We start from the raw sequence: 13,445 nt of genomic DNA on the forward strand, positions 1-13,445 counted from the left end.
TGTCACGGCGATAAATCGCGCAACTCGTCGATAGAAAGCGGTTGTGCCCCCCGTTTGTGGTGGACTGCGCGATGACAGTTGGGACAAAGTACGATCAGGTCTTGCGGCAGTGTTCTGCGCACACCTTGAGCGATCGGCTTGCAGTGATGCACGTCGAACATTCCACGATCCGGATGCGTGAATCCGCAGCCGACACATTGCCCCATCCCTCTGTGCGCCGCGACATTCGATCTCCATGCGCGGTCCACGACATCCCGGTCCCGAGAAAGTAGTTTCGCTTCGACGAGCCGTGCCGTGCCTTCCAACGCATAATGGGGCTCCACATCGGACACCAAACCTATCGGCCAGGTTTCAGCAGGCGACGCGGGCAACTTGTCGAGCCAAGCCCTGTCGAGCTCGCGAATGGTCATTCGGACATTCAATGTTCTCCATAGGTCGGCGGGCATGTCGTCACGCCCGAACTGGGTATGCCAAATCGCGCTTCGAATGTGGTTCGCGCGGATCGGCAGGTCTGCCAAGAAACGATAAGGCTCTACGAGCACCTTGCCTAAAAAGAACTTCCTGCCGGAAGCGAACGGCATCAGCACGTCGTCATCGGGTTTCATTGACCACAAGAAGTTTGCGATCTCATTGGCGAAGCGGGTTATCGTCGCGGGGCATTTCTCGGGATAGACCGCATGAACGATGGCGCGGAGTTCTTCCCTGTCCTTGACCCGGCCGAGGTCCGGCGTGCCATAGAACCCTAGAACCAACCACCCGAATTCCACGATTTCGTTCAGAAACTGATCGTTACGACCCGGACGATAAAGCCAGAACGCCATCAGATGTCCTTTCTCAGTGAACCCGGGTCTGCGCTTGAGGATGCACGCGTAAAAACCGCGTCACTCAGGAGCACTTACTCCCGATTTGCTGCAAAGCCTACGGTCCGTCTGGGCGACGCCAGCCTCGGCCGGCAATCGAACGGCTTGATCGGTGCGCTTGCCGGGCCTAGCCGGTGGGGATGACACAGACTCAGGATTTCAAAGGGCGCATCGCGCTCGTGACCGGCGCGGCATCGGGGATCGGTGCTGCGGCGGCAAAGGCTCTGGCAGCGCGGGGGGCAGCGAAGCTGTTCCTTGTCGATGTCGATGACGCGGGGCTGGATGCGCTCGACCTGCCCGGTTGCGAGGTTCACCGCATTGTCGGAAGCGTGGCGGATGAGGCGCTCTGGGCCGATCTAGACCCCCGCTTGACCGGTCTTGACCATGCCTTGGTAAATGCCGGTATCGGTTCGGGTGGCCCGCTGGCATCGCTTTCGCTGGCTGAATGGCGCCGTGTGATGGCCGTGAACCTCGATGGCGCCTTCCTGACGCTCGCCAGTTCCCTGCGGGCGATGGAAAGCAAGGGCGGCAGCGTGGTGGTGGTCGCCTCGGTCACCGGGCTGAAGCCGGTGCCGGGCATCGGCCCCTATGGCGTGTCCAAGGCCGCAGTCGCGCACATGGCCCGCATCGCTGCCGCCGAGAGCGCAAGAAAAGGCATTCGGGTCAATGCGATAGCCCCCGGCGGGGTGGACACCGCGATCTGGGAGAGCGGCGAGGACTTCAAGGCCTCGGTCGCCGCTATCGGCCGCGAGGCAACGATCAGGGCCATGGCCAAAACCACGCCGCTGGGCCGTTTTGCCACCTCAGAGGAGATGGCAGACAGCATCCTCTATCTGCTGAGCGATGCCGCTTCCAACATTACCGGCCATGTGATGGTGTCAGACGGCGGCTTTACCCTCTGATTTCACGAAACATTTTCGCCCCGATCCAACAGGGCGAAAATGTTTCACGTGAAACATCGCCGAAATGCCTTTCCAAGCACCTCAGAAATCGAACGTCTGCGAAGCAAGCGTCGCGCTGGTATTGCCCTTGAGCGTCATGGTCAGGCGCTTGGTCTTCCAGTCGATGTCGATCAGCCCGTAATTCTCTTCCGAGAAGAACTTGGTGGTCCGCGCCGCATCGGGTTCGCGCGCGGTGCTGCGGTCATTGTCGTTGCCGAAGGCGAGGTTGAGGCTGGAACTGGTCAGCTCCCACATGGTCTCGCCCTTGTGCTCTGCCTTGTAGATGCCCGCCGCGTGGCGATCGCCCGACAGCATCACCAGCCCGCTCGGTGCGCGAGCCGCAAGCGCCTCGTAAAGCCGTGCGCGCTCGGCGGGGAAGTTGGTCCAGCCTTCGAACTGGTGGGCATCGGTGATGACCTGCGTGGACGACACCAGAATGCGCAGGTCTGCGGGCTTGGCCAGTTCCTGCTTGAGCCACGCCCACTGGTCAGCACCAAGGATGGTTTTGGCCGGATCGCTATCGGGCAGGTAGCCACCCAACGGCGGGCGATCCTTGCTCCACGCCATCCGCTTGAGGTCCGACCGGAAAAAGCGCGTGTCGAGCAGGATTACCTGCACGCGCTTGCCTTCGGGTCCGGTGATGCTGCTGTCATAGACGCCGGGGCGCGAACGCACGGCGTCAGAGGATCCCCAGAAGGTTTCGAACAGTTCCTCGGCCCAGCGGCGCATCGGGAAATTGCCGCCTGCATCATTGAGGCCGTAATCGTGATCGTCCCAGGTCGCCATCATCGGAAACCTTGCGCGGAAGGCGGCGAATTCGGGGTGCGATGCCTGCAGTGCATAGGACTGGCGCAGGCTCTCAAGCCCGGCATCGGCGTCCCAGCCATTGTCGCCGTAAACATTGTCGCCGATCATCATGAACAGCTGCGGCTGCTGCGCCGCGATCTGCGCCCACATGTGCTGCGGCGCGCTCTGGTGGTTGCAGCTGCCAAAGGCGATGCGGGTCAGCGTGGTCGCAGGGGCGAGCGCGGGGTTCGGGCCGGCTTGCGGCATCGAGACCTTCTTGCGCAGCTCGGCATAATAGGGGGCAAGCAGCTGGTCCGGGGTCAGGCTCACCGCCACCGGAGTTTCATCCGCAGGCGCGTGATTGTCAGCCAGCAGCGGGGCAGCGGCAAGTCCGGTGGCGGCAAACAGCGCGGCGGCGAACAGCGGGGTACGCATGATCAGGCTCCTTGAAGGGAATCGGACACAGGGGATGGTGTGGCCTGATCGGGTGACAGGACTATGGCGTCAAGTGCAGCGGCCTCAAGCGGCAGGGATCTGGCTGAAATCGGTCAGCCCTGCATCGCGCAATCCCCGCCAGACATTGCGGGCCTGCACCGTCTCGGCCACGTCATGCACCCGCAGCAGGTGCACCCCTGCCTCCATCCCCCTGAGCGCGAGGGCCAGCGATCCGGCAAGGCGCCGGTCGGCCGGCTCCTCTGCCGAAAGCGCGCCGATCATGCGCTTGCGGCTCGCCCCCAGAAGCAGCGGACTGCCGAGGCCGTGGAACAGCGGCAAGGCGTTCATCAGCGCGAGGTTTTCGCCAAGCGATTTGCCGAAGCCGATGCCGGGATCAAGGATGATGCGATCCTCCGCAATCCCCGCTGCAACAGCGCGGGCGCGGGCGGATTTGAGGAAGTCGAACACCTCGCTCACCACATCGCCATAACCTGCGCCTTTGTGCAGATCCTCGCCCGCGCCGGGCGCGTGCATCAGCACCACGGGGCAGCCTTCGGTGGCGACAACCTCGATGCTGCGCGGGTCATAGCGCAGAGCGGACACATCATTCGCCATATGCGCGCCAGCCGCAAGGCCAGCCGCCAGCACCCCCGCCCGCCGCGTGTCGAGGCTGATCGCAGCGCCCATCGCAGCGCAATATTCGACTGCGGGGACGACGCGGCGGATTTCCTCATCCTCGAAGGTGGCAGCAGCGCCCGGACGGGTGCTTTCCCCGCCGATGTCGATGATGGCCGCACCCGCCTCCAGCATCGCGGCAGCATGGGCGCGGCCCGCAGCGGCGCTGTCGTGCTGGCCGCCATCGGAAAAACTGTCGGGCGTGACGTTGAGGATGCCCATGATCTGCGGCTGATCGAGCCGGACAGTGCGCGGGCCAAGTTCCAGCGGCGGGTGAACCTTTCGCAAGTTGGCCCACTGTGCGGCAGCATCCCCGGCCAAGGCGGAGGGCAGGCGGGCAATCGCCGCCTCCATCGTTGCGGGTGTGGCGAGCGTGCGGGATGTGACTGCCCCGCCCTCGCGCACCACCAGCGCGAATTCGCGGGCATAGGCCATGCTGCCGCCCAGCCGCACCGCCTCCCCGTCCACCGCCTGCGGGCCGGAGACGAGCGTCAGGGGGTGGAGGTAGACGGCCCCCGCCATGGCCTGCGCCTAGTCCTCGGCGGCCAGCAGGTAGAGCTGGCGTGCGGCATCGATCGGCTGCACATCACCGCCGCTCTCGTAATGCCAGAAGGACCAGCCATTGCAGCTCGGCGCGCCCTGCAATTCCTTGCCGAGGCCGTGGATCGAACCGGTCTTTCCGCCGCATTCGAGGCTGCCATCGGCACGCACCGTGGCGATCCAGCGGCGCTTCTTGTCGAACACCGTGCTGCCGGGCGGGATCAGCCCGCCCTCCACCACCGCGCCGAACGCCACCTTGGGCGCGGTGCGGGCCGATTGCATCGTGGTGAGCGCGCTTTCATCGAGCGGCAGTTCGCGGGCAATGCGCTTTTCGGCGACGCCACGGTAGAAATCCTCGCGCTCGCACCCGATCCACTCGCGCCCCAGCCGCTTGGCGACCGCGCCGGTGGTGCCGGTGCCGAAGAACGGGTCGAGCACCACGTCGCCCTTTTCCGTCGTGGCGAGCAGCACACGGTAGAGCAGCGCCTCAGGCTTCTGGGTCGGGTGCGCTTTCTTGCCGTTTTCCTTGAGCCGCTCCCCGCCCGAGCAGATCGGCAGCACCCAGTCGCTGCGCATCTGGAGCTCGTCATTCAGGGTCTTCATCGCACGGTAATTGAAGTGGTAGCGCGATTTTTCCCCCATGCTCGCCCAGATCAGCGTTTCATGCGCGTTGGTGAAGCGGGTGCCCTTGAAGTTGGGCATCGGGTTGGTCTTGCGCCAGACGATATCGTTCAAGATCCAGAAGCCGAGATCCTGCAAGATCGCCCCGACGCGGAAGATATTGTGGTAGGAACCGATCACCCAGAGCGCGCCATCGGGCTTGAGCACCCGCCGCGCCTCGGCCAGCCATTCACGGGTGAACTTGTCATAGGCCGCCATGGAATCGAACTGGTCCCAATGGTCGGTCACAGCATCGACATGGCTACCGTCAGGCCGGTTGAGATCGCCGCCGAGTTGCAGGTTATAGGGCGGATCGGCGAACACCAGATCGACGCTGGCGCTCGGCAGCGAGCGCATGGCGGCGATGCAGTCGCCCGGCAAGATGCGGCCCAGCGGCAAATCCGGTGTGCGCACGCTTTCCTGCGTTTTTACAACGCTTTTTGCCCGCGACCTTACCTTTTCTGTCACACTCACCGGATCAATCCTGCCTGCTATGTCTGGAACTTATCCACAGGCATGAGTCTTTGAAGAGTCCGCGTCAAGCACCTAATTTTTCGCAGGGATTGTGGCAGCACGGTGCCATCGTGCGGAACGAAACGAGTCCGGCACAAGATGTTGAGTCCCCCGCCCCCGGCAGGACTCGATATGCAGGGGTGTGGCGGGGAAGACTCAGATCAGCGGCAACTGCGAAACCGGTGCAAAGCTGCGGCGGTGAAGCGGGCTGGGGCCATGCTGGCGCAGCGCTTCCATGTGCTCGGCGGTGCCATAGCCCTTGTTGCGTTCCCACCCGTAATGCGGATGCGCCTGTGCGGCCTCCAGCATCATCCGGTCGCGCCATTCCTTGGCGATGATCGAGGCGGCAGAGATGCACGGCTCGATCCCGTCCCCGCCGACAATCGCCCGCGCCTTCCAGTCCCAGGCGGCACAGCGGCCCTGCGGGGTCATGTTGCCATCGATCAGCACCTCGCGCACCGGCGCGGCGATTGCGCCCGTAAGTGCGCCAACGGCACGGGTCATGGCTTCCATCGTGGCGATGAAGATATTGAGCCGGTCGATCTCTTCGGCGTCGACCACCGCAACCGCCCAGCAGCAGTTGCGGCGGATCGCTTCGTCGAGGGTTGCGCGGCGCTTGGCGGAAAGGCGCTTGGAATCGTCGAGCCCCGCAGGTATCTCGCGCCCCAGAACCACCGCCGCGGCCACCACCGGCCCGGCCAGCGGCCCGCGCCCGGCTTCGTCCACCCCGATGACGATGCCGCCGGTTGCAGCCGTAAAACCCGGAGTAACCCCTAGCATGATCCGTTCATCCCGCTTTCTCGCCGCCTTGTCCCTGCCTGCCATGCTGCTGGCAAGCTGTGCCAATGCCGAAACCGGGGAAACCGCCGCTGCAACAGCAAGCGCCGCCGCTTTCGCCTCGAAAGAAGTCGCCACTTTCGAGGAACCCTGGGCCATCGCCTTTGCCCCCGGCACCCCGGTGCTGTTCGTGACCGAGAAGGCCGGGGCGGTGAAGTTCATCGACACCACAACCGGCATTATCGGCACGGTCAGCGGGGTTCCGCAGGTCGCCTATGGCGGTCAGGGCGGCCTTGGCGATATCGCCTTCCTTCCGGCTGAAGCATCGGATGTGCTCGAACGCCGCACCATCTATCTCAGCTGGGCCGAAGCCGGAGAAGGCGACACCCGCGGCGCCGTGGTCGGCAAGGGCACGCTGGTCTGCGGCGAGACCGAGGATTGCGCCATCGAAGGCCTCAGCGTGATCTGGCGGCAGACTCCCAAGGTGACCGGCCGCGGGCATTATTCGCACCGCCTGCTGATCTCGCCCGATGGCAAGTATCTCTATGTCGCCAGCGGCGAACGGCAGAAGATGCAGCCGGCGCAGGATACGTCGAACACGCTTGGCACGATCGTGCGGCTCAACCTCGACGGCACGCCTGCCGCGGGCAACCCGATGGCTGACAAAGGCGGCGTAACGGCGGAAATCTGGTCTTACGGCCACCGCAACATCCTCGGCATGGACTGGGATGCGAGCGGGCAGCTGTGGGAAGTCGAGCACGGCCCGGCGGGCGGCGATGAACTCAATCTCGTCAAGCCGGGCGCCAATTATGGCTGGCCGGTGCGGTCCAACGGCGACCATTACAACGGCGATCCGATCCCCGATCATGCCGCCGACGATGGCTTTGCCCAGCCTGCTGCCAGCTGGACCCCGGTGATCGCACCGGGCGACATGCTGATCTACACCGGCGACATGTTCACCGCATGGAAGGGGCATGCGCTGATGGCGGGCCTTGGCAGCATGGCGCTGGTCGATGTCGCGCTTGACGGCGAAAGCGCGCGCGAAGTCGCCCGCCACACCTTCGAGCGCCGGTTGCGCAGCCTTGCACAGGGTCCGGACGGCGCGCTGTGGGTGGCCGAGGATGGCAAGGGCGCCCGCCTGCTGAAGCTGACCGCCGAATGAGCGGTGCGGCCACCATTACCCTGATCCCGCTCGAAGCGGTCGATCCGGCGATGATCGAGGAAGTGCTGGACCGCGCCTTCGGGCCGGACCGGCACGCCCGCACCGCCTATCGCATCCGTGAAGGGATGGACTGGCTGCCGGGTCTCAGCCTTGCCGCGCTCGACGAGGACGGTTTGCTGGTCGGCACGATCCAGTGCTGGCCGATCGGCCTCAGGACACAGCAGGGTCAGGTGCCGCTGGTGATGGTGGGGCCGGTGGCGGTCGTGCCCGAACGGCAGGGCGAAGGCTTCGGCATCGGGCTGATGAGCGCGATGATTGCCGAGGATGCGCGGCTGGCCGCTGGCGGAGGCCCGGGGTCCTCAAGTAGCGAAGCGGTAGGACCGCAAGGACTCCCTCAGGTGTTGATCGGCGATGCGGAGTATTACGGTCGCTGGGGCTTTTCCGCCGCAATGACCGGCGGCTGGCGCTGCCCCGGTCCCTATGAACAGCACCGACTGCTTGCCCGCGGCCACGGCCTTGCCGCCATGCCCGCCGAAGGGATGCTGGGTCCGTGGGAAGGGTGAGGCAGGTAGGCTCTTCACCTTACGCGACGCATCTGCCATCTCGGACACCCGATGCCTTACGAACCGCCCCCCTACCTTGCCGAACTGACGCTGGCGGAAATCGCCGACCTCGTCGCGCAGCGCAAGCTGCCGCCGGTTGAAGGCTGGGCGCCGCAGCAATCGGGCGACAGCCAGATGCGCATTGCAGCTGACGGCACCTGGTTCCACGAGGGCGACCCGATCCGGCGCGAGGCCATGGTACGCGCCTTTGCGGGCCTGCTGAAGCGGGACGAGGCCGGCCAGCACTGGCTGGTGACCCCGTTCGAGAAACTGACCATCGCGGTCGAGGATGCAGCCTTCATCGCGGTCGATTGCGTGCGCGCCGATGATGCGCTGGTGTTCCGCCTCAACACCGATGACATCGTGATCGCCGGGCCGGATCACCCCTTGCGCGCTGCAGGTTCGGCCGATGAACCGGCGCTCTATCTCCACGTGCGGCGCGGGTGCGAGGCGCGGCTCAACCGTTCGACCTGGGCGCAGCTGGCAGAGATCGCGCTGGCCGAGGGGGCAGAGGAGAACGGCTGGCTGGTCACCAGCAAGGGCGAAAGCTTCGCGCTGCTGCCATGAGCATTTTCGATCCCCTCGCCCGCGCCTTTGCGGCTGGCCATGCGCGCGAGATTCCCGATCTGTTGAGCGATGCCCAGTTCGCCCGCGGTGGGCGCGCCACGCCTGCCGCGGTACTGATCGCGATCACCGACGTTCTTCATGATCCGCAGGTGATCCTGACCCAGCGCCCCCGCGCCATGCGCGACCATCCCGGACAAGTCGCCTTCCCCGGTGGCAAGATCGATCCGGGCGAGGATGCCGTCACTGCTGCCCTGCGCGAGGCCGAGGAGGAACTGGCCCTGCCCCGCGATGCCGTGCGGGTGATCGGCACCAGCGATATCTATCACACCGGCACCGGCTTTGTGGTGACGCCGGTGGTGGGCGTGGTGCCGCCGGGCCTGCCGCTTGTGCCCAGCCCCGGCGAGGTCGAGGCATGGTTCGAGGCGCCGCTTTCCCTGCTGCTCGATCCGGCCAGCTGGACCAGCAACGAGGCCTATTGGCGCGGCAACACGCGGCGCTATCTCGAACTCGATTGGCAGGGGTTCCGCATCTGGGGTGTGACCGCGGCGATCATCGCCAACCTGTCGCGGCGGATCACGCTGGAGGCCTTGCGCGATGCTGCTTGATCTTGCGGTGGCAGAATGGCCGCGCCGTGCGGGCCTTACCGCGCTGACCGCTGCGCTGGGGGCGGAGAATATCCGCTGGGTTGGCGGGGCGGTGCGCGACAGCCTGCTGGGCGTGGCCGTCCACGATGTCGATTGCGCCACCAAATTGATGCCCGCCGAGGTCATCGCATTGTGCGGCAAGGCCGGTATCCGCACGGTGCCGACCGGGATCGAGCACGGCACCATCACCGCGATCCTGAAAGACGGCCCGGTCGAAATCACCACCCTGCGCCGCGATGTCGCCACCGATGGCAGGCGCGCCACCATCGCCTTTGCCAACGACTGGCCGGAGGATGCCGCAAGGCGCGATTTCACCATCAACGCGCTCTATGCCCACCCTGAAACGCTGGAGATATCAGACTGGTTCGGCGGGCTTGCCGATCTGGCGGCGCGGCGGGTGCGGTTCATCGGCGATGCCCGTCAGCGGATTGCCGAGGATCATCTGCGGATCCTGCGCTACTACCGCTTTCAGGCACGCTTCGGGGCCGATCTTGATGCGGTGGCCGAAGATGCCTGTGCCGAACTTGCCCATACGCTCAAGGGCCTCAGCCGCGAACGGATAGCGGCAGAACTGCTCGCGCTGCTTGCCCTGCCCGATCCGCACCCGACACTGGAACGGATGCGCGAACGCGGCGTGCTTGGCGTGATCCTGCCCGAAGCCTGCAAGGCGCAGCTTGCCGCGCTCGCCCGGCTGATTGCGGCAGAGCGGAAACAGGGCTTCGATCCCGATCCCGTGCGGCGGCTTGCAGCGCTGCTGCCACCCTCGCCCGATGTCGCCGAGACGGTCGCCGCCCGCCTGCGCCTGTCCAAGGCCCAACGCGGCCGCCTGGTCAGCGCGGCAGAGCGGCAGGCCGATGATGCGGCAAACCACCACGCGCTGGCCTACCGCCTGACCCCGCCAGTCGCCATCGACCGGATGCTGCTGCTGGGCGGCGATGCGCGGGCGCTGGTGGGTTGGCCGGTGCCACTGTTCCCGCTGAAAGGCGGCGCGATTGTCGCGCGCGGGGTGACCGCAGGGCCGGCGGTGGCGCGGATCCTGCAAGCGGTCGAGGCGCGCTGGGTGGCCGAAGGCTTCCCCGATGCAGGGCGGATCGATGCCCTGCTGGCCGAGGAACTGGCGAAAACCTCCTCCTGATCGTGCCCACGCGGGGTGAAGCGGGCCTTGGACGCGGTGGCCCGCCCCCGCAGCGGTTGTCACCTCTGCAAACCAGCGGTTAGGTTCGCTTTGCGGGCATGATCCGGCGCATGTTCGACAGCGCCGGGCACCCCTCTTTTCAGGGCCGTTTCCTGCGCCCTTCCGCCGCAGCTTTTCGAGGCTGCACGCGCCCGCACATCCCCCCCGGACGCGCCGTCCCTTTGGCGCGACCCGGACATGCATGAAAGGGAAAGACTGATGAAAACCGTGAAGCTGGCGCTTGCCGCCACCCTGTTTGCCGCCGCCCCTGCCGTGGCAATCGCACAGGATGTCGGCACGACGATCTATGGCAATGATGGCAATCCGATCGGCACTGTCGAACAGAAGAACGACAGCGTGATCGTGATCAACACCGGCAAGCACAAGGCGCCGGTTCCCGTCAGCCTGATCTTCGAAGGCGAAACCGGTCCTGCGGTCAATGCGACCAAGGATCAGGTCGATGCCATGATGGACAAGCAAGTGGCCGAAGCCGCCGCGAAGCGCGATGCCGCGCTGGTCGCCGGTGCAGCGGTGGTGTCGATCAATGGCAATCCGGCGGGGACCCTCTCCAAGGTCGATCTGGCTGCCGATGTGATCACGCTCGACAGTCCGGACGGCCCGATCGTGCTCAAGAAGGAATATTTCGCGGTCAACCCGCAAGGCCAGCTGATGGCGCTGGTTACCCGCGAACAGATCGCCGCCGCTGCGGCCAGCCGCAAGGCCGGGGGCGGCGCGCAGTAAGCGCCCTTTATCAGGGGGCCGCAGCTGCTTTTGCCGCTGCGGCCCGATTGCGCGTCAGTCGAAGCGATTGTCCTTCGGGAAGCCCTGCGGCGGCATCCGCCCGGCCGCACCGCGCGCAACCTTCCACATGCGGATTTCGGTTTCGGTGCGCGTGCGCTCCCCCGATCCGCCCATCTGCCAGCTGAGCCCGTCGGCCAGCACAAAGGTGGTCGCATCCGACATCCCGCCATCGCGGTAACGCTGCAACTGCACCCCCTGCCCGCGGGTCATCACCGGCAGTTCTTCCAGGTTGAACACCACCAGCTTGCGGTTGTCGCCAACGCAGGCGACGTGATCGTGCCCTTCGGCGATCGGGCGGATCACCCGCAGCACCGCGCCGTCTTTCAGGTTGACCACCTGCCGGCCCTTGCGCGTTTCGGCGAGCAGCTCGTTCATTTCCGCGACAAAGCCCTTGCCGTGGCTGGAAGCGAGCAGCAGGCGGCCACCGGGGCGGTGCACCATCATCGCCACCACATTGGCCTCGGTCTCGAGATCGATCATGGTGCGCACCGGCTCGCCAAAGCCGCGCGCGCCTGGCAGCTTGTCACAGCCCAGCGTGAAGAACCGCCCGTCGGATGCGGCCAGCAGCAGCTTGTCGGTGGTCTGGGCATGGCAGATGAAGGCGAGGCCATCGCCCTCCTTGTATTTGAATTCCTGATCCAGCGGCACATGCCCGCTCGCCGCCCTGATCCAGCCCTTCTGGCTGAGGATCACCGTCACCGGCGCCTTCTCGATCATCGCATCCATGCTGAATTCGACTGTGGGTGCGGCCTCGGCAATCAGCGTGCGGCGACGGCCGAGCAGGGTATCCTCGGCATAATCCTTGCGCAGATTGCGCAGATCGCGCTTCAGGCGGGTGCGCTGTTTGGCGGGGCTTTCGAGCAGCGCCTGCAATTCGGCCTGTTCGGCCAGCAGCGCGTCCTGCTCCTTGCGCAGCTCCATTTCCTCCAGCTTGCGCAGCGACCTGAGGCGCATGTTGAGGATTGCCTCGGCCTGCCGGTCGGTCAGATCGAATTCGGCCATCATCACCGGCTTGGGTTCATCCTCGGTGCGGATGATCTCGATCACCCGGTCGAGGTTGAGGAAGGCGATGATGTAACCGCGCACCAGTTCGAGGCGCGAGGCGATCTTGTCGAGCCGGTGCTGCGCGCGGCGTTGCAGGATGTCGATCTGGGCACGGGTCCAGCTTTCCAGCAGTTCCTTCAGCCCCATCACCATCGGGGTGCGACCGAAACCGGGCTGCGCGTCCAGCACATTGAGGTTGAGGCTGAAGCGCGTTTCCAGATCGGTCAGCTTGAACAGGCTTTCCTTGAGCAGTTCCGGATCGACATTGCGGCTCTTGGGCACCAGCACGATCCGGATCGCCTCGTCGCTTTCGTCGCGCACGTCCTCAAGGATCGGCAGCTTGCGATCGGCGATCAGCTGGGCGATCTGTTCGATCAGCTTGCTCTTGGGCACCTGATAGGGAATTTCCGAGATCACCAGCTGCCACTGCCCGCCGCCAAGGCGTTCGATGCCGGCCGCGATATCTTCGGCGTCCTTGCTTTCGGGCGCGTGGAACCGGCCCCGCAGGCGGAACGCCCCGCGCCCGGTGCGATAGGCCTCGGCGATCATCGCCGGGCTGTCGACCACCTGTCCGCCAGTGGCGAAATCGGGCCCCTTGAACAGCGTCATCAGCTCTTCATGCGTGACGCCGGGGTTATCGATCAGCGCCAGCGTCGCATCGACGATTTCCGCGACATTGTGGCTGGGAATGCTGGTCGCCATGCCGACCGCGATACCGCTCGCGCCGTTGGCGAGCAGATTGGGGAACAGGCCGGGGAAAATCTCCGGCTCCACTTCCTCGCCATTATAGGTCGGCAGAAATTCGACCGTGCCTTCGTCGAGCCCCGCCATCAGTTCGAGCGCGGTCTTGGTCAGGCGCGCTTCGGTATAGCGGTAGGCGGCGGCGTTATCGCCGTCGACATTGCCGAAGTTCCCCTGCCCTTCGACCAGCGGATAACGCAGCGCGAAATCCTGCGCGAGGCGCACCATCGCGTCATAAACGCTCGCATCGCCATGCGGGTGGTATTTGCCGATCACGTCGCCGACGACGCGGGCGCTTTTCTTGAAGGCGGACGAGGGATCGAGCTTCAGCTGCCGCATCGCCCACAGCAGGCGGCGGTGCACCGGCTTCAGCCCGTCACGCAGATCGGGCAGCGAGCGGGCGGTGATCGTGGACAGGGCATAGACGAGATAGCGCTCGGACAGCGCGGCATCGAAGGGCGCATCGACGATCGCGTCGAAGCTGTCATCAGGCTCGGTGGTATCGGACACGGACATTCCCCCC

Annotated in this window: 13 protein-coding genes; 7 read left to right on the forward strand and 6 right to left on the reverse strand. The window is 65.4% G+C overall.

From position 1 onward, the window contains the following. Positions 1-2 precede the first annotated feature (2 nt). Positions 3-821, reverse strand: a complete 819-nt coding sequence (locus ACU0AG_RS00085) for an HNH endonuclease (protein ID WP_482780217.1) — start codon at positions 819-821, stop codon at positions 3-5. Between the two features lie 179 nt (positions 822-1,000). Here ACU0AG_RS00085 and ACU0AG_RS00090 point away from each other — a divergent pair, with 179 nt between their 5' ends. After that, on the forward strand, positions 1,001-1,762 hold the full coding sequence (locus tag ACU0AG_RS00090) for an SDR family NAD(P)-dependent oxidoreductase (RefSeq protein ID WP_482780218.1): 762 nt from the start codon (positions 1,001-1,003) through the stop codon (positions 1,760-1,762). Between the two features lie 81 nt (positions 1,763-1,843). Here ACU0AG_RS00090 and ACU0AG_RS00095 read toward each other — a convergent pair whose 3' ends face one another. From ACU0AG_RS00095 to ACU0AG_RS00110, 4 genes are all read right to left on the reverse strand, one after another. Then, the gene (locus ACU0AG_RS00095; RefSeq protein WP_482780219.1) at positions 1,844-3,022 is read right to left on the reverse strand and encodes an alkaline phosphatase D family protein; all 1,179 of its coding nucleotides are present in this window, start codon (positions 3,020-3,022) and stop codon (positions 1,844-1,846) included. 84 nt (positions 3,023-3,106) lie between these two features. Then, on the reverse strand, positions 3,107-4,219 hold the full coding sequence (gene folP / locus ACU0AG_RS00100) for a dihydropteroate synthase (protein ID WP_482780220.1): 1,113 nt from the start codon (positions 4,217-4,219) through the stop codon (positions 3,107-3,109). Between the two features lie 9 nt (positions 4,220-4,228). Continuing rightward, positions 4,229-5,371, reverse strand: a complete 1,143-nt coding sequence (locus tag ACU0AG_RS00105) for a DNA methyltransferase (protein ID WP_482780221.1) — start codon at positions 5,369-5,371, stop codon at positions 4,229-4,231. Positions 5,372-5,566: 195 nt separating this feature from the next. Then, on the reverse strand, positions 5,567-6,190 hold the full coding sequence (locus ACU0AG_RS00110; RefSeq protein WP_482780222.1) for a ribonuclease HII: 624 nt from the start codon (positions 6,188-6,190) through the stop codon (positions 5,567-5,569). On the opposite strand from ACU0AG_RS00110, the gene ACU0AG_RS00115 reads away from it, so the two are divergent. The 6 genes from ACU0AG_RS00115 to ACU0AG_RS00140 all read left to right on the forward strand — a co-directional run bounded on the left by ACU0AG_RS00115 (position 6,189) and on the right by ACU0AG_RS00140 (position 11,077). After that, positions 6,189-7,349: a PQQ-dependent sugar dehydrogenase gene (locus ACU0AG_RS00115; protein WP_482780223.1), complete on the forward strand. Its 1,161-nt coding sequence runs from the start codon at positions 6,189-6,191 to the stop codon at positions 7,347-7,349. The genes ACU0AG_RS00110 and ACU0AG_RS00115 overlap by 2 nt on opposite strands. After that, positions 7,346-7,912 carry a GNAT family N-acetyltransferase gene (locus ACU0AG_RS00120; protein ID WP_482780224.1) on the forward strand — a complete coding sequence of 189 codons (567 nt, stop codon included), beginning with the start codon at positions 7,346-7,348 and terminating at the stop codon, positions 7,910-7,912. The genes ACU0AG_RS00115 and ACU0AG_RS00120 overlap by 4 nt, the downstream gene beginning before the upstream one ends. 51 nt (positions 7,913-7,963) lie before the next feature. Continuing rightward, on the forward strand, positions 7,964-8,518 hold the full coding sequence (locus ACU0AG_RS00125; protein ID WP_482780225.1) for a DUF1285 domain-containing protein: 555 nt from the start codon (positions 7,964-7,966) through the stop codon (positions 8,516-8,518). Next, a complete protein-coding gene (locus ACU0AG_RS00130; protein ID WP_482780226.1) occupies positions 8,515-9,123 on the forward strand; it encodes a CoA pyrophosphatase in 609 nt (202 codons plus the stop codon). The genes ACU0AG_RS00125 and ACU0AG_RS00130 overlap by 4 nt, the downstream gene beginning before the upstream one ends. Then, on the forward strand, positions 9,113-10,297 hold the full coding sequence (locus tag ACU0AG_RS00135; RefSeq protein ID WP_482780227.1) for a CCA tRNA nucleotidyltransferase: 1,185 nt from the start codon (positions 9,113-9,115) through the stop codon (positions 10,295-10,297). Before ACU0AG_RS00130 ends, ACU0AG_RS00135 begins: the two co-directional genes overlap by 11 nt. A 258-nt stretch (positions 10,298-10,555) precedes the next feature. Beyond that, the gene (locus tag ACU0AG_RS00140) at positions 10,556-11,077 is read left to right on the forward strand and encodes a hypothetical protein (RefSeq protein WP_482780228.1); all 522 of its coding nucleotides are present in this window, start codon (positions 10,556-10,558) and stop codon (positions 11,075-11,077) included. A 54-nt stretch (positions 11,078-11,131) separates the two neighbouring features. Here ACU0AG_RS00140 and parC read toward each other — a convergent pair whose 3' ends face one another. Next, complete coding sequence (gene parC / locus ACU0AG_RS00145) at positions 11,132-13,432, reverse strand: DNA topoisomerase IV subunit A (protein ID WP_482780229.1); 2,301 nt, start codon at positions 13,430-13,432, stop codon at positions 11,132-11,134. Positions 13,433-13,445: the final 13 nt, after the last annotated feature.

This window comes from Erythrobacter sp. RANMB8 (assembly GCF_056848235.1).

What these genes read in the sequence shown, in the direction of transcription:
- ACU0AG_RS00085 (WP_482780217.1), bottom strand. Translation starts at nt 821, where the DNA reads ATGGCGTTCTGGCTTTATCGTCCGGGTCGTAACGATCAGTTTCTGAAC.
- ACU0AG_RS00090 (WP_482780218.1), top strand. Translation starts at nt 1,001, where the DNA reads ATGACACAGACTCAGGATTTCAAAGGGCGCATCGCGCTCGTGACCGGC.
- ACU0AG_RS00095 (WP_482780219.1), bottom strand. Translation starts at nt 3,022, where the DNA reads ATGCGTACCCCGCTGTTCGCCGCCGCGCTGTTTGCCGCCACCGGACTT.
- folP (WP_482780220.1), bottom strand. Translation starts at nt 4,219, where the DNA reads ATGGCGGGGGCCGTCTACCTCCACCCCCTGACGCTCGTCTCCGGCCCG.
- ACU0AG_RS00115 (WP_482780223.1), top strand. Translation starts at nt 6,189, where the DNA reads ATGATCCGTTCATCCCGCTTTCTCGCCGCCTTGTCCCTGCCTGCCATG.
- ACU0AG_RS00110 (WP_482780222.1), bottom strand. Translation starts at nt 6,190, where the DNA reads ATGCTAGGGGTTACTCCGGGTTTTACGGCTGCAACCGGCGGCATCGTC.
- ACU0AG_RS00120 (WP_482780224.1), top strand. Translation starts at nt 7,346, where the DNA reads ATGAGCGGTGCGGCCACCATTACCCTGATCCCGCTCGAAGCGGTCGAT.
- ACU0AG_RS00125 (WP_482780225.1), top strand. Translation starts at nt 7,964, where the DNA reads ATGCCTTACGAACCGCCCCCCTACCTTGCCGAACTGACGCTGGCGGAA.
- ACU0AG_RS00130 (WP_482780226.1), top strand. Translation starts at nt 8,515, where the DNA reads ATGAGCATTTTCGATCCCCTCGCCCGCGCCTTTGCGGCTGGCCATGCG.
- ACU0AG_RS00135 (WP_482780227.1), top strand. Translation starts at nt 9,113, where the DNA reads ATGCTGCTTGATCTTGCGGTGGCAGAATGGCCGCGCCGTGCGGGCCTT.
- ACU0AG_RS00140 (WP_482780228.1), top strand. Translation starts at nt 10,556, where the DNA reads ATGAAAACCGTGAAGCTGGCGCTTGCCGCCACCCTGTTTGCCGCCGCC.